This window comes from Planococcus sp. S3-L1, from assembly GCF_030063085.1.
GTDB classification, from domain to species: Bacteria; Bacillota; Bacilli; order Bacillales_A; family Planococcaceae; genus Planococcus; species Planococcus kocurii.
Genome location: NZ_JASISN010000012.1, coordinates 60,203 through 85,875, shown reverse-complemented (window position 1 = coordinate 85,875; position 25,673 = coordinate 60,203). Strand labels below are relative to the sequence as shown.

At 40.9% G+C, this 25,673-nt stretch carries 21 protein-coding genes; 5 read left to right on the top strand and 16 right to left on the bottom strand.

The genetic code is table 11. The annotated features are described in order from the left end of the window. Positions 1–68: 68 nt before the first annotated feature. The 5 genes from QMF37_RS12240 to hprK are packed head-to-tail and all read right to left on the bottom strand — an operon-like array spanning position 69 to position 3,946. Positions 69–581, bottom strand: a complete 513-nt coding sequence (locus QMF37_RS12240) for an acyltransferase (RefSeq protein WP_058385916.1) — start codon at positions 579–581, stop codon at positions 69–71. Further along, positions 578–1,234, bottom strand: coding sequence for a pyrophosphatase PpaX (gene ppaX, locus QMF37_RS12235; protein WP_058385917.1), 657 nt, complete (start codon positions 1,232–1,234; stop codon positions 578–580). The genes QMF37_RS12240 and ppaX overlap by 4 nt, the downstream gene beginning before the upstream one ends. Further along, entirely contained in the window at positions 1,231–2,166 is a 936-nt protein-coding gene (locus tag QMF37_RS12230; RefSeq protein ID WP_071153680.1) for a nucleoside recognition domain-containing protein, read from the bottom strand. Before QMF37_RS12230 ends, ppaX begins: the two co-directional genes overlap by 4 nt. Positions 2,167–2,185: 19 nt before the next feature. Then, positions 2,186–2,998, bottom strand: a complete 813-nt coding sequence (lgt, locus tag QMF37_RS12225) for a prolipoprotein diacylglyceryl transferase (protein WP_058385919.1) — start codon at positions 2,996–2,998, stop codon at positions 2,186–2,188. A 21-nt stretch (positions 2,999–3,019) separates the two neighbouring features. Beyond that, the gene (hprK, locus tag QMF37_RS12220; protein ID WP_058385920.1) at positions 3,020–3,946 is read right to left on the bottom strand and encodes an HPr(Ser) kinase/phosphatase; all 927 of its coding nucleotides are present in this window, start codon (positions 3,944–3,946) and stop codon (positions 3,020–3,022) included. A 167-nt stretch (positions 3,947–4,113) separates the two neighbouring features. Here hprK and QMF37_RS12215 point away from each other — a divergent pair, with 167 nt between their 5' ends. The 3 genes from QMF37_RS12215 (at position 4,114) to QMF37_RS12205 (ending at position 7,544) form a co-directional block, all read left to right on the top strand. After that, positions 4,114–4,662 carry an N-acetylmuramoyl-L-alanine amidase family protein gene (locus tag QMF37_RS12215; RefSeq protein ID WP_283478397.1) on the top strand — a complete coding sequence of 183 codons (549 nt, stop codon included), beginning with the start codon at positions 4,114–4,116 and terminating at the stop codon, positions 4,660–4,662. 480 nt (positions 4,663–5,142) lie between these two features. Then, positions 5,143–7,089 (top strand): elongation factor G, encoded by a 1,947-nt coding sequence (locus QMF37_RS12210; RefSeq protein WP_283478396.1) that lies wholly within the window; start codon positions 5,143–5,145, stop codon positions 7,087–7,089. A 29-nt stretch (positions 7,090–7,118) separates the two neighbouring features. After that, on the top strand, positions 7,119–7,544 hold the full coding sequence (locus tag QMF37_RS12205; RefSeq protein WP_283478395.1) for a DUF1801 domain-containing protein: 426 nt from the start codon (positions 7,119–7,121) through the stop codon (positions 7,542–7,544). A gap of 77 nt (positions 7,545–7,621) precedes the next feature. Here the strand turns inward: QMF37_RS12205 and QMF37_RS12200 are convergent, their stop codons facing one another. The 4 genes from QMF37_RS12200 to QMF37_RS12185 form a co-directional block, all read right to left on the bottom strand. Then, on the bottom strand, positions 7,622–8,794 hold the full coding sequence (locus QMF37_RS12200) for a DUF4097 family beta strand repeat-containing protein (RefSeq protein WP_058385924.1): 1,173 nt from the start codon (positions 8,792–8,794) through the stop codon (positions 7,622–7,624). Between the two features lie 106 nt (positions 8,795–8,900). Then, the gene (gene uvrA, locus QMF37_RS12195; RefSeq protein ID WP_058385925.1) at positions 8,901–11,783 is read right to left on the bottom strand and encodes an excinuclease ABC subunit UvrA; all 2,883 of its coding nucleotides are present in this window, start codon (positions 11,781–11,783) and stop codon (positions 8,901–8,903) included. 6 nt (positions 11,784–11,789) lie between these two features. Beyond that, positions 11,790–13,772, bottom strand: coding sequence for an excinuclease ABC subunit UvrB (uvrB, locus tag QMF37_RS12190; RefSeq protein ID WP_283478394.1), 1,983 nt, complete (start codon positions 13,770–13,772; stop codon positions 11,790–11,792). A 195-nt stretch (positions 13,773–13,967) separates the two neighbouring features. Next, positions 13,968–14,210: an IDEAL domain-containing protein gene (locus QMF37_RS12185; RefSeq protein WP_058385927.1), complete on the bottom strand. Its 243-nt coding sequence runs from the start codon at positions 14,208–14,210 to the stop codon at positions 13,968–13,970. 177 nt (positions 14,211–14,387) lie between these two features. Here QMF37_RS12185 and QMF37_RS12180 point away from each other — a divergent pair, with 177 nt between their 5' ends. After that, a complete protein-coding gene (locus tag QMF37_RS12180) occupies positions 14,388–14,942 on the top strand; it encodes a competence protein ComK (protein ID WP_058385928.1) in 555 nt (184 codons plus the stop codon). A 329-nt stretch (positions 14,943–15,271) separates the two neighbouring features. On the opposite strand, the gene QMF37_RS12175 is transcribed toward QMF37_RS12180, so the two are convergent. After that, positions 15,272–16,888: an ABC1 kinase family protein gene (locus QMF37_RS12175; RefSeq protein WP_058385929.1), complete on the bottom strand. Its 1,617-nt coding sequence runs from the start codon at positions 16,886–16,888 to the stop codon at positions 15,272–15,274. Positions 16,889–16,989: 101 nt separating this feature from the next. Here QMF37_RS12175 and QMF37_RS12170 point away from each other — a divergent pair, with 101 nt between their 5' ends. Beyond that, positions 16,990–17,766: an enoyl-CoA hydratase-related protein gene (locus QMF37_RS12170; RefSeq protein ID WP_071153677.1), complete on the top strand. Its 777-nt coding sequence runs from the start codon at positions 16,990–16,992 to the stop codon at positions 17,764–17,766. Between the two features lie 41 nt (positions 17,767–17,807). On the opposite strand, the gene QMF37_RS12165 is transcribed toward QMF37_RS12170, so the two are convergent. From QMF37_RS12165 to QMF37_RS12140, 6 genes are all read right to left on the bottom strand, one after another. Then, positions 17,808–19,397 carry a S9 family peptidase gene (locus QMF37_RS12165; protein ID WP_071153676.1) on the bottom strand — a complete coding sequence of 530 codons (1,590 nt, stop codon included), beginning with the start codon at positions 19,395–19,397 and terminating at the stop codon, positions 17,808–17,810. Between the two features lie 171 nt (positions 19,398–19,568). Further along, a complete protein-coding gene (locus tag QMF37_RS12160; protein WP_071153675.1) occupies positions 19,569–21,122 on the bottom strand; it encodes a fatty acid--CoA ligase family protein in 1,554 nt (517 codons plus the stop codon). A gap of 97 nt (positions 21,123–21,219) precedes the next feature. Further along, positions 21,220–23,157 carry an ABC transporter permease gene (locus tag QMF37_RS12155; RefSeq protein WP_071153674.1) on the bottom strand — a complete coding sequence of 646 codons (1,938 nt, stop codon included), beginning with the start codon at positions 23,155–23,157 and terminating at the stop codon, positions 21,220–21,222. Beyond that, positions 23,129–23,902, bottom strand: a complete 774-nt coding sequence (locus tag QMF37_RS12150) for an ABC transporter ATP-binding protein (RefSeq protein ID WP_071153673.1) — start codon at positions 23,900–23,902, stop codon at positions 23,129–23,131. Before QMF37_RS12150 ends, QMF37_RS12155 begins: the two co-directional genes overlap by 29 nt. Beyond that, a complete protein-coding gene (locus tag QMF37_RS12145; RefSeq protein WP_071153672.1) occupies positions 23,805–24,908 on the bottom strand; it encodes a sensor histidine kinase in 1,104 nt (367 codons plus the stop codon). Before QMF37_RS12145 ends, QMF37_RS12150 begins: the two co-directional genes overlap by 98 nt. Next, entirely contained in the window at positions 24,908–25,642 is a 735-nt protein-coding gene (locus QMF37_RS12140; RefSeq protein WP_425439672.1) for a response regulator transcription factor, read from the bottom strand. The genes QMF37_RS12145 and QMF37_RS12140 overlap by 1 nt, the downstream gene beginning before the upstream one ends. Positions 25,643–25,673: the final 31 nt, after the last annotated feature.

The following is a 25,673-nucleotide window of genomic DNA, read 5'->3' as shown; positions in this document are numbered from 1 at the left end:
TTTAGCGCATTGTTCCATCTACCGTCAAGAGATATACTCGAAAAAAATCCTGAAAGCAATCGTTGCTTTCAGGATTTTGCTTGGCGCTCTGCCATTTGTTCAGCTGTATAAATAATATTCATCGGATTTCCGCCGACAAAAGCTCCAGCTGGCACATCTTTATGGACGAGCGTGGCAGCGGAAACAATTGCGCCGTTTCCAATCGTGATGCCGGGCAAAATCGTAGTGTTTGCTCCAATCATGACGCGGTTTCCGATAACTACGTCGCCAAGTCGATATTCATCTATTAAATATTCATGTGCAAGAATCGTTGTATTGTAACCGATTACGGTGTTTTCTCCAACCGTTATTTTCTCCGGAAACATAACATCCGGCATGACCATCAACGCAAAAGATGAGTGTTTTCCAATTTTCATATGGAGAAACGTTTTATACAGCCAATTTTTCATAGGCAAAAACGGCGTATATCTAGCCGTTTGAATCACTAGAAAATTCTTGGCAACTTTCCAGAATGGCACTGTTTTGTAAATATGCCAAAGTGAATTCGGCCCTTCCACAAAATGCCGTTGTGTGTCTCTCATTTTACAGCCTCTTTAGTTAATTCCAGTAAATCACTAATATGCTGCAACATAAAGTCCGGATTAAAACTGGCTAAGAATTCTTCTCCTTTTGCAGACCACGCCACGCCCGCAGTTCGAACTCCCGCATTTTTACCACCTTCGATATCGTGGGAATTGTCACCAATCATTAAGGCTTCATCGTGAGACGCACCTAATTGCTCTAATGCCAAATGCAAGGGCTCTGGATTTGGTTTCGGGTTTGTGACATGATCCAGACCAACCAACACATCAAACACATCGTTAACGCCCATTAGCTTCAAGCCATGACGTATTGTGTCACTTCTTTTTGTCGAGACAATTGCCATTTTCATTCCTTGCGCTTTCAGTAAACGTAAGGTTTCTGCGACGCCATCATATTCTTCGACTAGTTCATCGTGCAACGTACGATTGAGCGCGCGGTATTGAACAGTCAGCTCTTCCACGCGGTCCGGGTCAATCGCTGCAAATGTTTGTGTTAACGATGGGCCGATAAAATCCAGTGCATCTTGACGATCAAAGCGACCAGGATAATGTTCACCAAGGACGGCTAAGAAAGTTTGAATGATTAATTCATTGGTATCGAGCAAAGTTCCGTCAAAATCGAATAATAGCGTATTTATTTTTTTTGCAGTCATGTTGAAATCACTTCCTTTTGTTTTTCTTCCGCTCTACGCCACATATAAGAAACAAAGACCGTTAGTACTAATGCCGTAACGATTCGGATTAACAATAGCGGCCAGATTGGAATACCTAATGGAATAAAAATTAATGTGTCTTCCACTACCGCATGACAAGCAACGAGAAAGATAAATACCAGTGTCGCATCCTTTTTACTAACGCCATCTTCTCGTACAGCTTGAATCATCACACCCGCTCCCATAGCGAGTCCGAAAACCAGTCCTGAAGCAAGTGTTAACGAAGCGTTTTTCTGAACACCCAATAAACGAGTTAAAGGTCCGAGCAGATTGGATATTTTTTGAAGGTATCGTTTATCTTTTAAAATTTGAATCATAATCATTAATGGAATAACAATCATCGCCAGCTGAAGAACACCAAACGAAGCTTTTTCAAGTCCGATTAGCATAACCCCAATCCAACTCTCAGGAACAGCTGATGCTTCAGGCGCAAAACCGTATTGCGCCATCTCGCTGCCACCTTTCCAAAAGACATTAATGATAATAGCAGATAACGCAGCTAGACCAAAGCGGACAACTAAAACGATCCACAGCTTGACACCAACTTTTAGCGCTACGCCAGTTTCAATAAAAATATTATGTGAAAAGGATAGCATGACGGCCAAGATAAAAACTTCTTTAACCGTTAAATCTAATGATAGGATGCCGGCAATTCCAGCATAAAGATTAAGCGCATTACCGAGAACCAGTGGAATTGCCGCATCGCCGCTTAATCCGAACAAGCCCATAACGGGTGATACTAAATCGATAACAAAAGGCAAAACCGGTGTGTATTGAAGCATGGTGACGAGCAAAGTGATAGGGAAAATGATTTTCCCTAATGACCAAGTCGTTTTCAACCCTGCCTTCAAACCATTTTTCAGTGTCGACATCTGATCGCTCTTTTCCTAATTAGTTATCCTTATAATGAGGTGGGTTTTTAATTGTGACACGACGGTATACGATGAATACAACAGCGATGACAATAGCCAATACTGACACTAGTTGTGCAGCACGAAGTTCACCGATTACATACAGGCTATCTGTGCGCATTCCTTCGATATAGAAGCGGCCAACAGAATACCAAATCATATAGAAGAAAAACATTTCACCACGTACTAGATTTACTTTTCGTAGTAGCAACAAAAGAATAATTCCCACTAAACTCCACATAGATTCATACAAGAAAGTTGGATGGTAATAAGCCCCGTCTATGTACATGTGATTGATGATCCAATCAGGGATAAACAGATTTTCAAGGAAAGTCCGTGACACTTCTCCGCCATGTGCTTCTTGGTTGATAAAATTACCCCAACGACCAATGGCTTGTCCGATTAAGATACTTGGTGCTAATATATCCGCCACTTTCAGAAATGACGTATTACGCTTTTTGGTAAACAGATAAGCGACAATAACAGATGCAATCAAGGCACCATGTATCGCAATTCCACCGTTCCAAATAGCGATAATTTGACTAGGATTGTCTTTGTAATGTTCCCACTCGAACGCTACGTAATAAATACGTGCGCCAACAATCGCCAGCGGTACCGCCCAAATTAGTAAATCAGTTAAAAATTCAGTATGCAGTCCTCGCTTAACCATTTCACGCTGGCCTACCAAAAAGGCGATGATAATACCAACAGCGATAATAACACCGTACCATTGAACCGAAATCGGACCGAGTGAAAAAGCGGTCGGATCTATTGAAGCTAATATTGCAAACATGTCGTGCACCTTCCCATTCGCTTAGTTTGTATCTTGTGCAATCACGTCATCCAGACGCTTCGAAAACTCTTCGGCGGCGTTAACGCCCATTCGTTTCAAACGATAGTTCATCGCGGCAACTTCGATAATAACCGATAAGTTACGACCTGGACGAACAGGAATTGTTAGTTTCGTCAATTGTGTATCAATAATCTTCATTTTTTCTTCTTCTAGTCCTAATCGATCGTAGGTTTTGTCTTGATCCCAGATTTCTAAATCAATGACCAAAGAAATCCGTTTAAATGTGCGAACAGCGCTCGCACCAAATAAGGTCATGATATCGATAATACCGACTCCACGAATTTCGAGCAAATGCTCAATTAGTTTAGGTGCAGATCCTACTAATGTATTTTCACCTTCTTGATGAATTTCTACACAGTCATCGGCAACTAAGCGGTGACCTTTTTTGACAAGTTCTAAAGCTGTCTCGCTTTTACCAACACCACTTTTTCCCGTCAGTAACACTCCAACACCGTATATATCTACAAGAACGCCATGGATTGCCGTCGTAGGAGCTAACTGACTTTCTAAAAAGTTCGTCAGCAAACTCGAAAACCGAGTCGTTGACATTGGAGTCGTCATGACTGGCACATGCCGATTGCTTGAAGCAGCGATCAATTCTTCTGGAACTGGTACACCATGCGAAACAATAATTGCTGGCGTGTCGTCTGTGCATAGCTTCATCATACGATCTAATCGTTCTTTAGGTGATAGCATAGAAAAAAAAGAAAGCTCGGTTTTGCCGAGCAATTGCACACGATTTGCTGGATAATGGGTGAAATAACCGGCCATTTCCAACCCTGGTCTTGAAATATCGCTAATGGGGATATGACGGCCAATGCCTTCTTCTCCACTAATTAATTCCAAGTCGAACGTCTTCATCACTTGTTTTGTCGTTACTTGTCCCATTTGGTATTCCTCACTTCCTATCCACACATTATTTTGAATTTTCATCAAAACAATTATTTTTATATGCGGTTTGCTTTTATTTTAACATGGAAACTATATATTTGAAGATTTTTGTCCCCTTCGTCATGTTTCCTTCCTATATAGATTGCAAAAGGAGGTCTATCCCAATGAAGATTATGATTGATGCCGGACACGGCCCAGATACACCTGGAAAGCGCTCACCCGATGGCAAATTGAGAGAATTCCATTTTAACGTGGCCGTAGCAGAAGAAGTTAAAAAGCGATTGGTACTGGATGGACATATTGTCTTTTTCAGCCATCAAAATGACTTTGATGTTCCATTACACGAACGCACGAACCTAGCAAATCGTATGAAGGCAGATGTATTCGTCTCGATTCACGCCAACGCAGTGGGGCATACATTTAACTCTACAAATGGCCTAGAAACGTTTACCTATAACCACCCTCAGCCTGCTACACACACGCTAGCATCTGCAGTCCAGCAGTCACTAATACAAGTAACTGGACGAAAAGATCGCGGGATTAAACAAGCAGATTTCGCCGTACTTCGGGATACCCATATGCCAGCTATTCTGGTAGAATGCGGCTTTATGACACACAAGGAAGAAGTCGAATTACTTAAGTCAGCTGCTTACCGAAAACGCTGCGCACAAGGAATCTGTTTCGGTATCGCTTGTTTTGAAGCAAGTCGGTAAAGGGGTAACTTTACACTTATATGAAAACGGGGCTGTCTCAAAAGGTCATGAACTAAGACTTTTGAGTGCAGCCTCTTTTTCTTGCAACAGAACAGGTCGCTTTTCGCGGGCACAGTCTCAGCCGGTTGAACCATCTTAACCACACATTGTTTCCATTCCCATCAACCCCTTTAAAACTTTTAAAAGTGCATTTCTGTAACCTGAAAGTACAGGCCAAAGTAGCTCTTAAAGTGGCATCGATAACGCAAAATCACAATAGAAAGTGTGTTCTTTTATAAAGGAAATTAATCATTCCCAAGAATTCACCTCTGGAACCTTGAAAAAGTAAACCGAGTTCGGAATCGTGGGGCGCGATTCAAAAAAACAGACAGAGAAAAAGATACTTTTTCTCTGTCTGTTTTATTTTAAAGACTTATGGGACACTCCCTTTTTTATAATTGCATATAAATTCTGTTAAACTAGAGATAAAGAGGTGACAACATGAACAAAACGATTGGAATTCTTGCGCATGTCGATGCCGGTAAGACTACTTTTTCAGAACAACTGTTATATCATACGAAAAGTATTCGGCAGCGCGGGCGAGTCGACCACCAAAATGCTTTTCTCGATAGCCACACCATTGAAAAAACCCGAGGCATAACAATTTTTGCTGATCAGGCAACCTTTACACTAAATGATTCTACTTATTTTCTTATTGACACACCGGGTCACGTTGATTTTTCCCCAGAAATGGAGCGGTCAATTCAAGTAATGGATTACGCCGTTATTATCATTAGTGCAGTTGATGGCATTGAAGGGCATACTGAAACTGTTTGGCAGCTTCTTCAAAAACATAAGATTCCGGTCTTTTTCTTCGTTAATAAAACAGATCGCGAAGGAGCAGATGCCGTTCAAGTTTTAGCAGACATTCGCTTGAATTTTTCCGAAGATGTCTGTAACCTAACAAATAACTTTCATAATGGTGAGTTGAGCGAAAGTCTCATTGAATTTATTGCTGAACGAGACGAAGAATTGCTGATGCAGTATGTCGAGACTGGTTTTGATAAAAAAACCTGGATAGAGGCTTTTCAGCGGTTGATTGCAACTAACCAGATTTTCCCTTGTGCTAGTGGCTCTGCTTTACAAGATATCGGCATCTTAGATTTCCTGCTCCAACTTGATCAATTAACGACTAGTGCTTATTCAGAAGATCAAGCATTTGGTGCACGGATTTATAAAATTCGGCACGATGACAATGGCAATCGAATCTGTTTTTTAAAAGCGTTTAGCGGGACTTTACAGGTTCGTGATAAACTCGTTTATGGTCCTAATCAGCTTGAAGAAAAAGTGACGCAAATCCGCAATTATAATGGCAACAAATTTAAACTGGTTGAACAAGCAAGGGCAGGCGAACTTTTTGCGATAGCGGGATTGACAGAGGCTCTGGTCGGTGATGTCATTGGGAATTATGCTACTGACAACCAATCTGAAGTAGTGCCAACATTAAAATCAATTGTCCTTTTTGATGCGTCTCTCCCTGCAAAAGAAGTACTATTAAGTTTCCAAATTCTCGGTGCTGAAGACCCTTCTTTGTCGGTTTTTTGGAACGAGTATTTCCAGCATATCCAAATTCAAGTAATGGGCATTATTCAATTAGAAGTTCTCGAACAAGTAGTTCTAGAACGGTTTGGCCACCACGTCCAGTTTGGGGAACCTGAAATTCTCTATAAAGAAACGATTAACTTACCCGTTATGGGCTATGGCCATTTCGAACCTCTTCGCCATTATGCTGAAGTTCATTTGAAGCTAGAGCCGGGTGAGCGTGGCAGCGGCTTACAGGTAGACAACGTCTGCCATGCTCACGCTTTATCTGTCGGAAATCAGAACCTCATCTTGCATCACCTTAACGAGCGCGACCATCATGGCTTACTAACTGGTTCTCCTTTGACCGATGTTAAAGCAACGCTTGTAACTGGACGTGGTCACAACGAGCACACCTCTGGGGGTGATTTCCGGGAAGCAACTTTTCGAGCGCTTCGGCAAGGACTTGAACAAGCACAAAACCGTCTACTTGAACCCATGTACCGTTTTAAAATCAAAGTAAGTTTAGAGCAAATGGGAAAAGTATTATCGGATGTTCAGCAAGCACATGGTAGTTTTAATGCTCCTGAAACCATTGGTAGCAAAACGATCATCGAAGGTCGTGTACCCGTAGCGACATTTATGAAATACAGCACAGAATTTGCTGCACTTACCCACGGCAAAGGCGCACTCAGTTTACTATTTGATGGTTATGACTTCTGCCATAATGAAGAACAAGTAATCAACCGGATTGGCTATGATAAAAACACTGATCCTCTTTATACATCCACTTCTATTTTTTGCGCAAAAGGCAAAGGTTATAAAGTTTCTTGGGACGAAGCAGAAAAAGCTATGCATTGTTTGTGAAACCTATCTGCATGAAGGAGGAATGGGCTATGTACGAACAAAAAACAAAAGAAACCGATGCCGACGTTATTGAATTTATCGAATCTGTCGATCACAAAAAAAAACGTCAAGATGCTTATAAGTTACTGGAACTATTTGAAAAAGCGAGCGGTCACTCCGCAAAAATGTGGGGACCCAGTATTATTGGCTTTGGCTCTTACCATTATGTTTATAAAACCGGACACGAAGGCGATGCGCCACTTGTCGGTTTTTCTCCACGCAAAGCGAAGATTAGTTTGTATGTTGCAACTGGTGATGAAAATCGCGGTCCTCTACTCGAGAAATTCGGCAAGCATACAAGTGGAAAAGCCTGTATTTATATTAATAAAACCGAAGACATCGACCTTGATGTCCTTCAGCAATTGATCCAACAATCTATCAGCTTTCTTCAAAGTTTGTATCCACCTCTAAAATAATAATGTAGTTTCGTCACCTAAAATCGTTAAAAAGCCGGCACAGGAAATCTGTGTCGGCTTTTTGTTTTATCTATTATTTAGTCGATTGTTAAATAGCGTAGCAAGACAGAACCTGTTTTGGTTTCTCCATAGACTAATAACGGAGCTGCAGCTGGTTCAGTTCCTTGCTTTGAAAAACGTATCGATTTTTGCATGAATTGTCCTTGTTCGTGCGTAGAATCGATATCCGATAGTAAGACATCTATTTTGCCCAAGTTTGACGAAACTTCACCTTTTAACGGCAAATGAGCTGGAATATAAATTTCTACATTGCCTGCCAACGTTTTCGTTTCAAGTTTGCGAGCTTCTTTGCATCTTGTTGTAGCGACAATATTGCCGTTTAATGATTTAGTAACGATTGTTTGAATATCGCCATCAATATAAATGCGGCCATTTAACGTCTCTGCTTCCACTACTTTCCCTTTTGCTTCCTGAACATGAATAGCACCATTAGCCGTTTCTAGTTCAGCATCATCAAACTCTACATTTTTCAAATCCACTTTACCATTTGCTGTTTTCACTTTTATCAATGCAGCATTCATGCGTTTCATTGTGAATCCACCATTGAATAAGCGAGCTGTAATATGTTGATAGGAAGCTTCTGGAACATACAGGATCACATTTACTTGCGTTGTTTTCAAATCACTGATGACACGTAACTTTTGATCGTCGGCAATAAAAACAAACTTATCAAGAAAATCTTCTTTCGCTTGTGTTGCTGACTCTGAACGATATGCTTTAACGTTGCATTCTGCACGTAGCAAGCCGTCTTGAGATGGGAAAATTTCCAGCTGACCATTTGCGATATCCGCAACGATGGTGTTCAAGTCTGTCATATTTTCTGTAAATGTATGAGTAAACTGAACTGCTTCCCCGAATGGCGAGTCAAATTCCATCGTTTTTAACTTGCCAACAGACGACTGCATAAAGTCCATCATTCGTGTACCCAAATCATTAAAGTCTCGTGACACATTTTTGGAAACGTTTTTGGAAACGTTCTTTGAAAAATCTTTGGATACTTTTTTAACAATATCTTCTGGTCTAAAAAATCCACGTTTGCTAGGTTTGTCTCTTTGGTTGCTACGGCCATAATTTGACTCGTTCGACGATGAACTACTACCATCAATTGCCCGCAGCAACTCAACTGCTTCACGTGCTGAAATCGTACCATTCTCAACCATATCCAAAATGCGTTCTTTTTCACTTTGCATGTATTGCGGCCTCCTCTTTGTCTGAATGCCGATAAGTAAATCCTTACCCTTACAAACAGATGGTTCTTCTTCTTCTATGTTGATACGTTTACTAGCAGAAAAAGTTTCATTTAACTGTTTTTTTCTTGCGACTTGCACCTTTGACGACTGCATCCATACGTGCCCGGTCGCGCTCCAGTACTGGTTTCAAGTACTTTCCGGTATAAGAATTTTCAACAGCGGCGATTTCCTCGGGAGTACCTGTAGCTAAGATCATGCCGCCTTTATCTCCACCTTCGGGACCTAAATCAATAATATAATCCGCCGTCTTAATGACATCTAAATTATGTTCAATAGTCAGTACTGTATCGCCATTTTCTACAAGCCGCTGCAGAACGACCAATAACCGAGAAATATCATCTGCATGCAGACCTGTAGTCGGTTCGTCCAGAATGTAAAAGGACTTACCATTTGAACGTTTGTGAAGCTCAGATGCTAACTTAACGCGCTGCGCTTCTCCGCCGGATAAGGTAGTCGCAGGTTGGCCAAGCTTAATATATCCCAACCCTACATCGACAATCGTCTTTAGCTTGCGATTGATCTTTGGAATGTTTTCAAAAAATGCGTAGCCATCTTCCACTGTCATCGCAAGAACATCCGCAATGCTTTTGTTTTTATACTTCACTTCCAATGTTTCCCGGTTGTAACGTTTACCATGGCAAATTTCGCACGGCACATAGACATCCGGTAAGAAATGCATTTCTATTTTTATAATACCATCTCCACGGCAAGCTTCACAGCGACCGCCCTTGACGTTGAAACTAAACCGGCCTTTTTTGTAGCCACGAACTTTTGCTTCGTTCGTTGTGGCGTAAACATCACGGATATCATCGAAAACACCTGTGTAGGTTGCTGGGTTTGAACGTGGCGTCCGACCAATTGGGGACTGGTCAATATCGATAACTTTTTCCAATTCTTCAGTTCCTTCAATTAGATCAAAATGTCCTGGTTTGGCTTTCGCACGATTCAATCTATGAGCCAATGTTTTGTACAGAATTTCGTTAATGAGCGTACTTTTACCTGATCCTGAAACCCCGGTCACTGCTGTAAATAAACCGAGTGGAATATCGACATCTACTTTTTTCAAGTTGTTTTGATTCGCACCGCGGATTGAGATTTTCCGGTCGCTTGGTACTCTTCGCTCAGCAGGCACGGGAATAAATTTCTTGCCGCTTAAGTATTGACCCGTTAATGATTTTTTATTTTTCATTACTTTTTCAGGTGTTCCTGCAGCAATAATTTCTCCACCATGCGCTCCTGCTCCCGGTCCAACATCAATCAAATAATCAGCAGCTAACATCGTATCTTCGTCGTGCTCTACGACAATTAAGGTATTGCCAATATCTCGCATACTTTTCAAAGTCTCAATCAATCGATCATTATCTCGTTGATGAAGACCTATGGACGGTTCATCGAGTATATAAAGTACACCGGTAAGTCTTGATCCGATTTGAGTTGCTAGGCGGATTCGCTGCGCCTCTCCTCCGGATAAAGTTCCCGATGCACGACTTAACGTTAAGTAATCCAGTCCAACATTGATCAAAAAACCAATGCGTTCTTGAATTTCCCGTAAAATCAGTTTGGCAATTTGCATATCTTTTTCTGACAATACGAGCTGATCGAAAAACTGATTGGCTTCGACAATCGAAAATTCAGCGACGGTTCCGATATGAAGACCATTTACTTTCACTGACAGCGATTCAGGCTTTAGACGATAGCCTTCACAAACTGTGCAACTTTGCTGACCCATGTATTTTTCCATTTGGTCACGGATATAATCTGAAGATGTCTCACGATAACGACGGTCCACATTGGAAAGGACACCTTCAAAATTAATGTGATTGTCTCGAATTTGACCATAGTCATTTTCATAACGGAAACGAATTTTATCGTTTCCAGAACCGCGTAAAATAATGTTAATATGCTCTTCTGGCAATTCACTTACTGGAATGTCCATATCAATTTTATAATGCTGACAAACCGCTTTTAGAAGTTGCGGATAATATTGCGAACTGGTTGGTTGCCAAGGAACAATTGCTCCTTTGTTCAACGTGGCAGTCCAATCTGGAATGACCAATTCAGGATCAACTTCTAGCTTTATCCCTAAACCGTCGCATTCTGGACATGCACCAAAAGGTGAGTTAAACGAAAACATTCTCGGTTCAAGCTCACCAATAGAAAATCCACAAATCGGGCAGGCATGATGCTCACTAAACAGCAATTCTTCTTGCTCCATCACATCTACTAAAACACGGCCTTCTGCTAGCCGAAGGGCTGATTCTAAAGAATCACTTAGACGTGGCGCAATGCCCTCTTTAATGATGATGCGATCAATAACAACTTCAATGTTATGCTTTTTATTTTTATCTAATGCAATGTCGTCATCGAGATCAATTAGTTCCCCGTCCACGCGCACCCGGACATACCCTTGCTTTTTAATGTCCTCAAGTAACTTGACGTGAGTTCCTTTTCGACCAGAAACAATTGGAGCTAAAATTTGCATTTTGGTACGTTCCGGGTATTCCACGATGCGATCTACCATTTGTTCAATGGTTTGAGAAGAAATTTCTATACCATGATTTGGACAAATCGGCTTACCAATCCGTGCATACATGAGCCGCATGTAATCATAGATTTCCGTAACTGTCGCTACTGTAGAACGCGGATTTTTACTCGTGGTCTTTTGATCAATCGAAATAGCCGGTGACAATCCTTCAATTAAATCAACGTCAGGCTTATCCATTTGTCCTAAAAACTGGCGTGCATAAGCAGACAACGATTCAACATATCGCCGCTGTCCTTCCGCATAAATCGTATCAAATGCAAGCGAAGATTTACCGGATCCTGACAGTCCAGTCATAACCACAAGCTTGTCACGTGGAATTACCACATCAATGTTTTTTAGATTATTTGCACGCGCGCCTTGTATACGTATTTCCTGATTTCTCAACTTGCATCATCCTTCCGCTTTCAATTCAAGAACTGTATCACGCAGTTCTGCGGCACGTTCGAAATCGAGTGCTTTTGCCGCCTCTTTCATTTCTGTCTCTAGCAAACTGATCAGCTTTACGCGCTCTTCTTTTTTGAGTTTTTTGCCTGATACTGCTTTAGAGATGTATTCCTCTGACTCTTCTGCTGCATTGGTCGCACGAATGACGTCACGGATTTTCTTCTGTATCGTAATCGGCGTTACGCCATGTTCTTCATTGTATTCAGCTTGAATGGTCCGACGTCGCGTCGTCTCATCCATCGCTCTTTGCATGGAATCTGTTATTCTGTCTGCATACATAATGACACGACCATTTGAATTTCTAGCTGCCCGGCCCATCGTTTGAATCAATGCCCGTTCAGAACGCAAGAACCCTTCTTTATCAGCATCTAAAATGGTGACTAGTGAAACTTCTGGAATATCCAATCCTTCACGTAGCAAGTTAATGCCCACCAATACATCGTAAACGCCCATCCGCAACTCTCGAATAATTTCAATACGTTCAAGTGTTTTAATCTCCGAGTGCAAATAATTCACTTTGATACCGGCATCTTTTAGGTAAGCTGTTAAATCTTCCGACATTTTCTTTGTCAACGTCGTTACTAGTACACGCTCATTGACTTCCGCACGTTTGCGGATTTCATCCATCAAGTCATCTATTTGGCCTTCAATTGGACGAATCTCAATTGTTGGATCTAATAGACCTGTCGGACGAATGATTTGTTCAACCATTTCTGGGGTATGTTCCAATTCGTAAGGACCTGGTGTTGCGGATACAAAGACCGCTTGGCTAATATGCTTTTCAAATTCATCAAAAGTTAACGGTCGATTATCCATAGCAGAAGGCAAGCGGAAACCATGATCAACTAGTACTTTTTTACGTGCTTGGTCACCATTGAACATGCCTCTTACTTGCGGTAAGGTTACGTGACTTTCATCCACTACTAGTAGAAAATCTTCTGGAAAATAATCAATTAACGTATACGGTTGAGTCCCCGCAGGACGCAGAGTTAAATGACGGGAGTAGTTTTCAATACCCGAACAAAAACCCATCTCTCGCATCATTTCCAAATCGTAGCGCGTTCGTTGCTCAAGTCTTTGCGCTTCTAGTAATTTGTCTTCTGCACGCATTTCTTTTAAACGTTCCTCTAATTCTATTTCAATATTTTCAATTGCTTTAACCATCTTATCTTCGCGTGTAACAAAGTGAGATGCTGGAAAAATTGCTACATGGTCACGTTCACCGATAATTTCACCTGTTAACGCATCGACTTCGCGAATTCGATCAATTTCATCGCCAAAAAATTCAACGCGTAAACATCTTTCGTCGCGGGATGCTGGGAAAATCTCCACTACGTCTCCACGAACACGGAATGTTCCACGAATAAAATTAATATCATTGCGCTCATATTGAACGTCAACTAACTTTCTCAATAGCTGATTGCGTTCAATTTCCATTCCTTTTCGAAGGGAAACCACGAGTTCTCTGTACTCTTTTGGCGAACCAAGACCATAGATGCATGAAACGGACGCAATAACGATAACATCATCCCGTTCAAATAACGAACTCGTGGCAGAATGGCGTAATTTATCAATTTCATCATTTATACTTGCATCCTTTTCGATAAATGTATCTGATTGAGGCACATAAGCTTCTGGCTGATAATAGTCATAATAACTAACAAAATACTCAACTGCATTATCGGGGAAAAATTCCTTGAATTCGCTATAAAGCTGGCCTGCCAATGTTTTATTGTGGGCCATAACTAATGTTGGTTTTTTAACTTGCTGGATGACGTTTGACATCGTGTAGGTTTTCCCTGTACCAGTGGCACCTAATAAGGTCTGGCAGCGTTTGCCACTAATGATGCCTTGTGTCAGTTCAGCAATAGCCTGAGGCTGATCGCCAGCGGGTTCGTAAGGGGCTTGAAGATTAAATTCCTGTTTCATAGCAAGGCGTCCTCCCATTCTTTCAATACTTCTACTTTAACATATGCCCTAAAAAACCCCTAACAAAAAGCGAACGTATGTTTTTTATGTGAAGATACTCAAAAAATAACCGAATTTACTTTTTATTAGACACAGAAAAAAGAGGAATTAGATTAGCTCTAAATCCCCTTTTTACGGCCATTCTTAGGCAGCTATTTATTCAGTTTCTTCGTAATTTAAAGTTTGCAATTGTGCAGTATATCTGGTGAACGCTTTTTGATCATGATTGTCCAAGGCTTCATCGATGAGTGTCATCAGCTGTTCTTCTTGCTGGGAGCGGTGAACATGCTTTAAGAACAAATCCAAGTAAATATCATTCAGCAGCTTTTCCGCTTCCGTAATTTTTTTTGTTTGAGCCATTGCCTTCATGAAATCAGCATAAGAATAATAGTTTTCCATTCTACTTCACCCCGAATGCTTTTCATTAGTATACATGACACGAATAGAATAAATCAATATTTATTTGAAAATTATGATTAAATAGAAAAAATTTTATTTTCAATCTAATGCATATTGCAGAATTTCCATTTTTTATTATAATAAGGTATGTAAAGTAAATTTAGGGGGTTTTTCTTCATGAGTAAAAAGAATCATCGGCCGTCATCATATACTATTTGTACGAACACCTATGCTCTTTTACCTTATCCAGATGGTCATCGAACGTGGACGCGTGTCATTGAAAATCGCAGCGAGCTTGTCGTTGAAGAAGCTGTTTACAAAACAGTTACAACATCTTGTCGGTTTTATCGCGCTTCTTTAGAAAGTGCTACACTCTACGCTCAAAAAGCAGTTGGCGTAAAGCATAAGCCCCCGGTTATTATTGGCGAGTATTATGGCAATCCGCTCATTTTCTTTCCGACTCACTCTCCAAAAAACAAAGAATGTGTGTGGTTTAATTACGATGCAATCGATTTGATAGAAAGTGACAGCAGCGGAAAAGGCAGCATTGTTTATTTAAGCAATAGTGAAACCGTTTGTTTGGATGTATCGCCTATCGCTTTGCGAAATCAGCATTCGTTTGCCGGTTCTCTCCGCCGCTATTTTAAGAAGGCGCAGCGTGTCCATAACCAACCGATGGCTTACGTAACAAAACGAACATTTCTGTCCCGCAAACAGCAGCCACTCGATTAGTTTTGAGGCTGTAAAAATTCTACTGGAAAAGAGTCTCTTCAATAATGATGTACAACTTTCTTGATTTATCGAGTATGATTGCGTAAGGAGCTCTGCTTCCCTCGCTTTTTACTACACAAGCTTTATTGCTCCACCCACTAGCTCCAGAAATACTCATGTTACCACCAGTCCTTATTTATACAAAAAAAAGTTGCCGACCCAAGTCAAAATGTCTGACTTGGGTCGGCAACTCTTTTTTTGTGGAATCTAGACTCTGGCTTAACTCTTCGGAATGTAAATCACCTTGTTGTGCGGCAAAGAACGCCGCTTGGAGCGCGTTTTTTCTTTTCTTATTTAATCGATCGGTAAGCCCACAGCGATCCTACGAAAAATACGGATGAGACCCACATGTACGGTTCGTTCCAAAACCAGACTGACACTGAAATTCCAACGAAAGAAATGATGGTGAAAATTCCAGCAAACATTCTTGATTGTAGATCACGACGGTACTCACGCTCTCGGCCATCTCGATTTTCAATGTAACGGCGGAGACGTTCAGGCTCTTCCAGGTAATTAATGACTTTTTGCGGAAAGATTCGCAGTGGCCCCGTTGCATTCAATACCCAGCGTAGAATATCTTCTTTTCCGAAGATTCCTTTGCCTTCCTTCTGCGAAGCTGCCCACTCCAATATTCGAGGACGGGCAAGTGCTAATAAATCTACTTTTGGATCTAATACGTGCAAGACGCCAACAAAAATAGAAACAGCACGACCAAAAAAAGCAAATTCTGCCGGCAATTGAACCGGTTGGGTTCGAACGATTTCTTGCATGTCAGTAAGAATCCGCTCAACAACAAAACTATCCATCTGTGACAGTTCGTTCGATTCATAAGCTGCGACTAGCCGTGAAATGGCATCTCCTAAAATGGCGCGATCCGCCTGCGGCAATAAGAAACGCAAATCTTCTAGTGCATCTAATACTTGATCATAATTTTTAAAAATAATTCCTTCTGCTGCACGTAACACTGCTTGAGAATCTTTTGGTGTTATATTGCCAATCATCCCAAAATCAATTAAGACAATGCCACCATCCGGTTCTAATAAGATGTTTCCTCCATGAGGGTCTGCGTGAAATTGTCCACCGTATAAAACTTGTTCTAAAAACAAAATAAACAAGCGCTCTGAAATTTCATGACGATCTAACTCATTCTTTTCAATAAATGCTAAATCTGTAATACGTGCTCCTTCAATCCATTCCATAACTAATACACGACGTGTCGTGTATTCATCGAAATACAACGGAATGCGAACGCCTTCCATTGCGTCAAAGCGATCGGCAAAAGCTCGACCATTTTGAAGCTCTCCCAAGAAGTTCAACTCTGCGCCAATGGTTTCAGTCATTTCTATATACAATAAGTTAAAATCAATTTGTTTTGTGAACGGCGTAAATTTTTCAGCCAACCAAATGACTATGCGAATGGCCTTAAAGTCTGCGCGTAAAATACGATCTGTTCCCGGCCGCTGAACTTTCACAGCAACCTCTACACCATTTTTCAATACCGCTTTATACACTTCACCAATAGAAGCTGAAGCGACAGCCGAATCAGATAAGTTATCTAAATAATCGGTGTGAACGGTATTCCACTCTTGCTCTAACACCGAAACGATGCTATTTCTTGAAACAGATGGCACACGATCTGTTAATCCTTCTAGTTCCGCAAGAAATGAGGGCGGCATAATATCTGCTCGTGTCGACAGGAACTGACCTAACTTAATCATTAGCCCACCTAGTTTTAAGGCGAGATTTTTGTATTCTTTTGCTTGTTTGGTGATCATTTCATTCCATCTTTTTTCAACTAGCGGAGTCCATTTTCCACGATTTCGCTTTTGGAAAAACGTCACTTGCAAAAAGATTTTAACTGCTAGCCAAACAATCCGGAAGATACGGATAAACGTAATTTTATTCATAAATGCAGTCCCTCCCATATTTTTCATTATAGAGTCTGATGGCGAAATAGTCCAAAAAGTGATATGTTTTTAATGGATGGCATGATACAAGGGGGATGGAAATGGACACAATTCATTATGAACAGCAAAACAATTTAGCTTTTATTACCTTAAATCGGCCCGATTCAATGAATGCCTTTAACTATGACATGCTTCTTGAACTTGGACAGGTCGTAGAAGCAATCCGCATCAACCCAGATATCCGTGTAGTGGTATTTACCGGCGCTGGAGAAAAGGCTTTTAGTGTGGGAGCAGATTTGAAAGAACGTAAAAACTTAACGGAACAGCATGTTAAACGCAATATCTTTAAAATTGGTGAAGTGTTCTCAACAATTGAGAATTTGCCGCAGCCTACCATCGCGATGATGAATGGTTTTGCCTTTGGAGGCGGAATGGAATTGGCACTTGCCTGCGATTTCCGCATTGCTGCAGACGATACATTGCTTGGTCTGACTGAAACCAGTCTCGGCATTATTCCAGGAGCTGGGGGGACGCAACGTTTACCTCGCTTAATTGGAGAAGCCAAAGCACTAGAACTGATTTTGACTGCTCGTCGTCTAAAATCAACTGAAGCACTGGCATATGGATTAGTAACACGTGTAGCAGCACGTGATGAGCTTGCCGACGTGACAGCGGCTTTTGCTGATGCGATTCTTGCCAATGGTCCAATTGCTCTTCAACAGGCAAAATTCGCCATCAAGAATGGCATGAATACGGATTTACAAACAGGCCTGCACATCGAACGCAAAGCCTATGAAATCACTATCCCCACAGAAGATCGAGTTGAAGCGCTAACTGCTTTTGGCGAAAAAAGAAAACCCATATTTAAAGGTAGATAAAAAAACGGAGCGGCTAAAAATAGCTGCTCCGTTTTTAATTTTCACACGTTATCTGCTAGCCAATTCACAATTTGTTCTAAACGAGCAATCCGGCGGTTTGGAGTGTCAGTACGTGATAAATCTGGAAAATGAACGAATGTTGTTGCGATATTCATGCTTTCCAACTTCAGAGTTACTTGCTCTGCGACTTCTTCACCCAGCACAGCTATGCGACTAACATCAATCCAGTCAGCCGATTCCATAGTATCCGTGATCGCGCTCAGAAGGTCTTTATAAGTAAAGTCCCGGCTTGCAGTCGCAAATTCCTGGCTATATCCTTGACTGCCGCTTGGATTGACGTAGAAAATGCCGAAACCGCTCGCTGCATAAAGTTGCAACTCCAGAGAAAAGGTATTGGCAAACATCTCAAGAGGGGTGTCATGAACTTTAATGATTAAGGGATAGTTCTGACCTTCCTCAAAACTAGCAGGTTTTATTAGCCAGCCATGAACCCCATCAATTGAACCTGTTGTAAAGGTAGTTTGTGCTTGGACCAACTCCGTATCTTCCATAAACTTTTGGTTAAACGAGGTCAACGCCTGATATTCACCGGTCGTAATCGTCAAACGATGAAGCTCTCCCGGTTGAATCGGATTGCTACTGGCTAAAACTGCATAGACGCCGTCTCGTGAAACATTGTAATCATACACATGTTCCATGTCAGGTGAAGCTGGGAAAATCATTCCATCAAGCGACGCAAAGTACAAGCGCACATCCCCCATCGTCGATACTTGGAAATACAAATGATCGTCTTTTGTCCAGACAACGGCAGGTGCAACTGCCTTCTTGTAATCACTAATTGCGTAATCACCAATAGGTGCATCCATCCCTTCCGTCAAACAAAAGCGAGTATTTGTTAGTAAGTCTGCGATATAAAGTTCAGTATGGGTTGCATCTCCGTAATAACGCATGCTACCGGCATAAGCGATTTTTGAATCGTCATGTGAAAAAGCGGCACCATTAAAATATCCTTGCTCTTCTGTCAGCATGGTTTGTTGCGCTGTTTTAGTATCGTACAAATAGAGAGGCTGATGAGGATTTTTTTGTAGATTGCCGGCCAAGCCAAAGACTATTTTTTCACCGTCATGCGAAACGGCTTTTAAATGATGATTGAAATTTCCTTGTGTCACAAATTCCACACTTTTCGATTTATGATCTACTAAGCCAATTTGACTGTAGCTTTGTGACTGCGTATCTTCTTTTTTCACTGCGGCATTAATCCAAATTTTTGTTCCGCAAGGTGCCCATTCGAATCGATCTACCCCATTCTCAAAACGGGTCAACCTGTTCATTTTTCCATCAGCGATTGATAATACAAACAATTGCTTTTCTTTTCCTCGATCGAATAAAAAAGCGACAGCTGTTCCATCAGTTGACCACCGCGGGGAAAGAACTCTTCCTGCGCCATTTGTCCACTGACTTTGTTGCCCCGTTTTTAAGTCGATATGATACAGATGCGTTGTGTACGTATTTTCCTTTTCGTCTATTTGCGTACGGACGAAAACTACTCTTTTTCCATCCGGTGAAATTTGAGGATCTGTCACTGAAATCAATTTCGTTAAATCGCTACTTTCTACTACTTTTTTCACCACTTTTTATACTCCTTTACGCGTTTATTGCTTGCCAATGAAAACTACCAGTTTTACCAATCAAAGTCTACCACAAACGACGATGCAGAAAGAATATAAGGTATGTGATAGCCATATAAAAAAGGCTCCGATTCAATCTCGGAACCTCTTTCTTATACTTAATCTGGCACTGCCTTATTTCTGCATCGCTTGGTCTTTTAGCGATCGCCGTAAAATTTTCCCAGTTGTATTCTTCGGCAACTCTTTAAGAACTTCAAACTGTCTTGGTACTTTGTATTTTGCTAAATGCTCTGTGCAATAAGCTTTAAGATCTTCTATAGAAACCGCTGGATCCTTTAATACTACATAAGCATTAACTTCTTCACCGAAGTCTGGATCCGGCAAACCGACAACTGCGGCTTCTAAGATTGCAGGATGAGCAAAAAGCACTTCTTCCACTTCTCGTGGATAAACGTTGTAACCGCCGACGATAATCATATCTTTTTTGCGGTCTACAATATAGAAGTACCCTTCTTCATCAACACGTGCTAAATCACCCGTATAAAGCCAGCCATCACGAATTGCTGAAGCTGTTTCTTCAGGCATTTTGTAATAACCTTTCATGACGTTCGGTCCACGAACAATCAATTCACCCACTTCGTTTGTTGCTACTTCTTCACCTAATTCGTTAACCACTTTGTTTTCTACATTGATAATGGAAGTACCAATTGAGCCCGCTTTACGCTCACGATCAATCGGGTTAAAGCACGTAACTGGTGATGCTTCAGATAAGCCATAGCCTTCTGAAATACGCACATTGAATTTGTCTTCGAAACTATGCAACAAAGCAACCGGCATTGCGGAACCTCCTGACACCGCAAGACGAACAGACGCAAAATCCGCTGGGTCAATGTCTGGCAATTGGTTCATAAAGTTAAACATAGTTGGTACGCCAGCAAAAACGCTTGCTTTGTGTGTTTTAATCGCATCAAACACTTCTTTTGGATGAAAGCGTGGAATCAAAACAATTGTCGCACCTTGTAATAATGGTGCGTTAACTACTACTGTTAATGCAAATACATGGAAAACTGGCAAAGTTGCTACTACCCGATCATTTCCACCAATTTGCAAATATGCTCCAACATCACGTGCGTTTGAATATAAATTCTGATGTGTCAGTAGTGCGCCTTTTGGCTTTCCAGTGGTACCCGATGTGTATAAAATGACGGCATTATCATCTTCTGCAACTTCTGCAAAAGTATTAGTTGCTGTTGAACGAGCCAACAGATTTGTAAATGAATACACCTTTTTTTGAACAGCTTCAGGCAATTTCATTATTTTCTCTTGTGTCGATGGATCTGTTTCACAAATAATATACGATTCTACAAAAGGCAGTGCTTGATGTGCTTTTTCTATGAGCGGAAGTAAGGCGTCTAATGCTACTACTACTTTTGCATCACTATCATTGACTATGTAAGCGATTTCATCCGGGCTATAAATAGGATTGATGGGGACACTTGTAGCTCCCAAGCGCATTGTGGCGTATAGTGCAATTAAAAAATGTGGCGTATTGCTTAAAAGAAGTGCAACATGATCGCCTTTTTTTACGCCTAAACTTTGTAAAGAATTAGCAAAAACAGCAACTGTTTGATCAAATTCACCATAGCTTGTATCTTTCCCCATAAAGCTATAAGCGACTTTTGCAGAATCCTGTTGTGAAATTTCATGAACACGTGTCATTAAATTCATCTTCATCCCTCTTTCGCGTTGAATGAATACTCATTCATATTTAAATCTATTTTTATTATAAAATAAATCTTCAGACAATACAACAGGCACCGTAAAATTACGGTGCCTGTAAGTGAGCGACATAGCGCCAACGAATCAAGAAAAAGTATAAAATTTGCGCCACTGTAAATCCGCCAAGCACAATGGACATTTCACCAAGAATCGACAACTCAGCAAATTCATCCCATACAACTTGCAACGAAATGAACGCAAATGCACTGTGAAGTAAAGCAAGTAACCACGGCAAAAAGAATTGAGGAATAAGTTGCCGGTTCACAATTTTCCCTAGCTCTTTGTCAGTCATTCCTAGACGAGTTAGCAATTTATATTGCTTACGATCCCGTTCAAGACCTGTATACAATTTAAAGTAGATAAAGCTCCCCGCTGCCAACAAAAAGACAGCTGCTACCATAACTCCGATAAACAACAACAAGGCAAAAGAAGATTTAAACCACCGATAATCGGCGCCAGGATTTTCAAAGAAAAAATTAACGTCACTAAAATTGGCAGTTTCCACTGCCTCATCAACTGTCGCCGTTAACCGATTGCCGATATTCATTGTTTCTGTCCAGTTTAATACATCAAAGGCATAGTAAGAGAAATCTGATTTTCCAGCTTCGTAGCCTAGTAGCGGTTGATCGATGGCTCGATAATCGGCGTCACTAACAACAATCGTATTGATGTTTAATGTATGAATTGGAAACACAACATGCGGATACGTTGAACGAAGCGATAAAGGCACATCACTTTCGAGCAATACGGTATCGACGCTAGCACTTTGCAACTCTTTTAAAGAATCTAATGAAAATGGTACAAATAGCCCTTCTCCTTGCTGCAATTGGGCTGGTTCAAAATCAAGCGCTGTTGCTAAGCGATTAAATTCGGACAGCGCTAAAATATCGACGTCGTTTCCAGTAGCCGCTGAGGTTTGACGTTTGACCGTCAATTCTACCATATCGTAGGATAATTGCTCATCTCTTAATTGGCTCGCTAGTCTGTCGATATGCTCTTCTTCCAACTCATTGTCGTCAAATGAAATATAAACAAGGCCTAATGGATTTGATTCACGGAAATCTCCTGTATAAGACATAAAAGACGCCAAAGTTCCGACTGTCAAAAAAGCTACCGTCGAAACGATAGTGACAATAAAAAACATTTGAGCACTGTCTTTTAATTTAACTGAAGCCTCGGCCAACGACACTAAGCGCGTTTTTTTCCAATATACAATCTTTTTTCGTTTGTATAGTTGCAGGGAAAAATGAAGTGTATGCGTGAAAAAGAGATACGTACCGAAAGTCGCAAGTGGCGGAACGATAAAAACCATTTGGTACACTGTTTGATCTGATACATTTGCCGCAAATGTATAGGCAGAAGCTAAAAAGACAATACCCATAATCGCTAGCACAGTAGAAGATTTCGACTCTTCCTCGACCTTCCAAAAGCCTTGCAACAAATCGACGATTCGCTTCGTCCGAATAAACCCGACGCTGACAAAGGATATAATGACAAACAGACTAGCGAATGCCGCAATCGTCAGCAAAAAGGGCTCCCATGAAACATAGAGGGGCAACGCATCTAATTCCATAATCTCTCGGCCGATCATAAAAAAGAATTTAGAAAACGCAAAACCGAAAACGATTCCAGTTACAGTTGAAATTGTTCCAATAATGAGCATTTCAAAAAAAATTAACTTATTCAGTTGCTTTTTCGACATTCCTAAATGCATCAACACGCCGAATTCCTTTGAACGTGCCTGTAAAAAAGCGCTCATCGAATAAAACAAGAAAAATAACGTAAAAATATACAACACTATTTCTGCAATCATCATGCCTCGTATAGCAAGCAGTTGCAATCCATCCTTGTCAAATATCGGATGAAAAATAAACATCGAGCAGACAAAAAACACCATGACAGAAAAGACGCTAGCTAAAAAGAACGCTGCGTAATTTCTTCGGTTACGGACAACGTTATGGTAAGCGAGTTGCCGAAAGGTCATTAACGGATCCTCCCAACAACGACAAAACATTTAAAATTCGCTGGTAAAATGTCTGGCGTCGTTCATCTCCATAAATTTCATTGAAGAACTCACCATCTTTGATAAACAGCACACGATCACAATAACTTGCTGCAATCGGATCATGCGTTACCATAATGATTGTCGTGTTATTGTCTTTAGCAACATTCGATAAAATTTCAAGTACGTCACGTGAAGATCTAGAATCTAAATTTCCCGTCGGTTCATCTGCCAAAATAAGTGCTGGCTGATGGATAAGCGCACGTCCAATAGCTGTTCTTTGCGCTTCTCCACCTGAAATTTCGTTTGGTTTTTTATGAAGGATTGATGTCAATCCGAGACGTTTCGCAATTCGCAACACGCGACGTGCCATTTCATCAATCGGAACATAATCAAGCGTTAACGGCAAAACTAAATTTTCTTCAACCGTCAGCATCTGCAGTAGGTTAAAGTCTTGAAAAACAAAACCTAGTTGTCTTCTACGAAATAACGCCAATTCATTTTTATTCAACAAATGTGGATTGGTTCCGTCGATTAAAATCTCTCCAGAAGTTAACGAGTCAATTGTTGAAATCAAGTTTAGCAGCGTTGTTTTACCGCTCCCTGAAGGTCCCATTACTGCCAGAAATTCACCTTTTTCCACTGTGAAGCTCAACTGGTTCACTGCCCGGTGCGTCACTTTCCCCTCGTAGACCTTGGTCACTTCGTCGATTTTCACTACTGTCATCATTTTCCTCCTGTGTTGCAAAATCTTGGTTGAAGAATCGTACAGATACAGTTGTCCCTTCTCCTTGAACAGAAGAAATCGACAATTCATGACCCAGCTTCCCGCAAATTTCTTTTGCCAAGTACAAGCCCATTCCTGTGGATTCTCCAGTTTTCCGTCCATTTTCTCCAGTGAAGAACGCTTTAGTTATACGTGGTAAATCAGAAGAAGAAATACCGATTCCTTCGTCGCGAACTGTCAAGAGCGTATTGCCGTTCGAACATTCAGCAGCAATTAGTACTTTTTTATTCGGTTCAAATGTGTACTTAACCGCATTTGTTAAAAATTGACCCATGATAAATTTCATCCATTTTTGATCCGTTGCTACAACGTGCTCTTCTGCTATTGATATTTCGGGGTATACACGTTTTGAAATAAATAATCGTTTATTTTCTGTAACTACTTCACTGACTAAAGACCGTAAATTAATTTTTTCAATTTGCATATCTTGCTCAAATGTATCTAAACGTGCATTCATCAAAACTGTGTCCAGCCCTGCTTTTAAACGGTCCATTTCTTCATGAACACTTTTCTTATCAAGTTCCTGCTCTTCTTGAAGTAAGAGGTGCATAACCGATAAAGGAGTTTTCATTTGATGTACCCACTGGTTCATAAACTGCAAATGGCGGTTTTGAGAAGCATATAAAGATTGCACTTCATGCTGGTACAGTCGATATAATTTTTGCAGGTAGATTTCATTTTGTACTTGCTCAGGTGACTTCCCTTCACGCTGAAGCATATGTTCCATATTCTGTGGAGTGGCCAAAATACGTTGATAATATTGGTAACGTTTAACAAAGCGTGTCAAAAGAAACGAAATGACCAAAACTGTGCTAATGACGAATGAATAAATAGCTGTATCCACATTACGAAAACCATCTAGCCAGTACAGCAACATAATAAAAGCTACCAGCACAATTTGAAAGACGATGAATGCTGCGTGTTCTTTCAAAAATAATCGCCACATCATGCTTCCTCCTCGTGAAGCAATAGACGGTATCCCGCCCCTCTAACCGTTTCAATCGTAGACTTCACATTGTAATCAGCTAGTTTTTTACGAACTCTCGTCATGTTCACATTTAGCGTGTTCTCATCCACAAATGCCTGATCGTCCCATAATTCCTCAAGCAATTGCTCACGTGATACTACTTTCGGATAATTAGATAACAAGAGTTCCATAATTGTGCACTCTTTTTTTTGCAGCGGAATAACTTCAGCCTTTACATGCAGCTCCATTCGTTCCATATACAGTATGATGCGCCCCACTTTGACAGAGCGTTCTTCTTGTTTTGGTGCGTATTCTCCATAAGCTCTACGCAAATGGCTCCTTATTTTTGCAAGGACGATTTCATAATGGAAAGGTTTCGTAATGAAATCATCCCCACCATTTTCCAAAGCGAAAACTTGATCCATTTCACCTGAGCGAGCTGAGATGAAGAGGATTGGACACGTGCTTTGCTGCCTGAGCTGACGGCACCAATAATAGCCATCGTAAGAAGGCAGGTTAATATCCAGTAAAATCAAATGGGGATCAAAAGCTTCGAATTCTTCGATGATTTGATCAAAATCTTTTGCGGTCTCTACTTGGTAATGGTACTTCCTTAAAGTCTCTGCCAATAACTCCGCAATTTTCAAATCATCTTCTACTATGAAAACCCGTTGAACAGCCACATTGATTCCCCCTTTCCTTTTTCTTTCCATTTTAACAAAAGAGCCTGCATAAAAGCAGGCT

Excerpts from the sequence above, each read along its gene's own strand:
- QMF37_RS12240 (WP_058385916.1), bottom strand. The coding sequence starts at position 581 with ATGAGAGACACACAACGGCATTTTGTGGAAGGGCCGAATTCACTTTGG.
- ppaX (WP_058385917.1), bottom strand. The coding sequence starts at position 1,234 with ATGACTGCAAAAAAAATAAATACGCTATTATTCGATTTTGACGGAACT.
- QMF37_RS12230 (WP_071153680.1), bottom strand. The coding sequence starts at position 2,166 with ATGTCGACACTGAAAAATGGTTTGAAGGCAGGGTTGAAAACGACTTGG.
- lgt (WP_058385919.1), bottom strand. The coding sequence starts at position 2,998 with ATGTTTGCAATATTAGCTTCAATAGATCCGACCGCTTTTTCACTCGGT.
- hprK (WP_058385920.1), bottom strand. The coding sequence starts at position 3,946 with ATGGGACAAGTAACGACAAAACAAGTGATGAAGACGTTCGACTTGGAA.
- QMF37_RS12215 (WP_283478397.1), top strand. The coding sequence starts at position 4,114 with ATGAAGATTATGATTGATGCCGGACACGGCCCAGATACACCTGGAAAG.
- QMF37_RS12210 (WP_283478396.1), top strand. The coding sequence starts at position 5,143 with ATGAACAAAACGATTGGAATTCTTGCGCATGTCGATGCCGGTAAGACT.
- QMF37_RS12205 (WP_283478395.1), top strand. The coding sequence starts at position 7,119 with ATGTACGAACAAAAAACAAAAGAAACCGATGCCGACGTTATTGAATTT.
- QMF37_RS12200 (WP_058385924.1), bottom strand. The coding sequence starts at position 8,794 with ATGCAAAGTGAAAAAGAACGCATTTTGGATATGGTTGAGAATGGTACG.
- uvrB (WP_283478394.1), bottom strand. The coding sequence starts at position 13,772 with ATGAAACAGGAATTTAATCTTCAAGCCCCTTACGAACCCGCTGGCGAT.
- QMF37_RS12185 (WP_058385927.1), bottom strand. The coding sequence starts at position 14,210 with ATGGAAAACTATTATTCTTATGCTGATTTCATGAAGGCAATGGCTCAA.
- QMF37_RS12180 (WP_058385928.1), top strand. The coding sequence starts at position 14,388 with ATGAGTAAAAAGAATCATCGGCCGTCATCATATACTATTTGTACGAAC.
- QMF37_RS12175 (WP_058385929.1), bottom strand. The coding sequence starts at position 16,888 with ATGAATAAAATTACGTTTATCCGTATCTTCCGGATTGTTTGGCTAGCA.
- QMF37_RS12170 (WP_071153677.1), top strand. The coding sequence starts at position 16,990 with ATGGACACAATTCATTATGAACAGCAAAACAATTTAGCTTTTATTACC.
- QMF37_RS12160 (WP_071153675.1), bottom strand. The coding sequence starts at position 21,122 with ATGAATTTAATGACACGTGTTCATGAAATTTCACAACAGGATTCTGCA.
- QMF37_RS12155 (WP_071153674.1), bottom strand. The coding sequence starts at position 23,157 with ATGACCTTTCGGCAACTCGCTTACCATAACGTTGTCCGTAACCGAAGA.
- QMF37_RS12150 (WP_071153673.1), bottom strand. The coding sequence starts at position 23,902 with ATGACAGTAGTGAAAATCGACGAAGTGACCAAGGTCTACGAGGGGAAA.
- QMF37_RS12145 (WP_071153672.1), bottom strand. The coding sequence starts at position 24,908 with ATGTGGCGATTATTTTTGAAAGAACACGCAGCATTCATCGTCTTTCAA.
- QMF37_RS12140 (WP_425439672.1), bottom strand. The coding sequence starts at position 25,642 with ATGGAAAGAAAAAGGAAAGGGGGAATCAATGTGGCTGTTCAACGGGTT.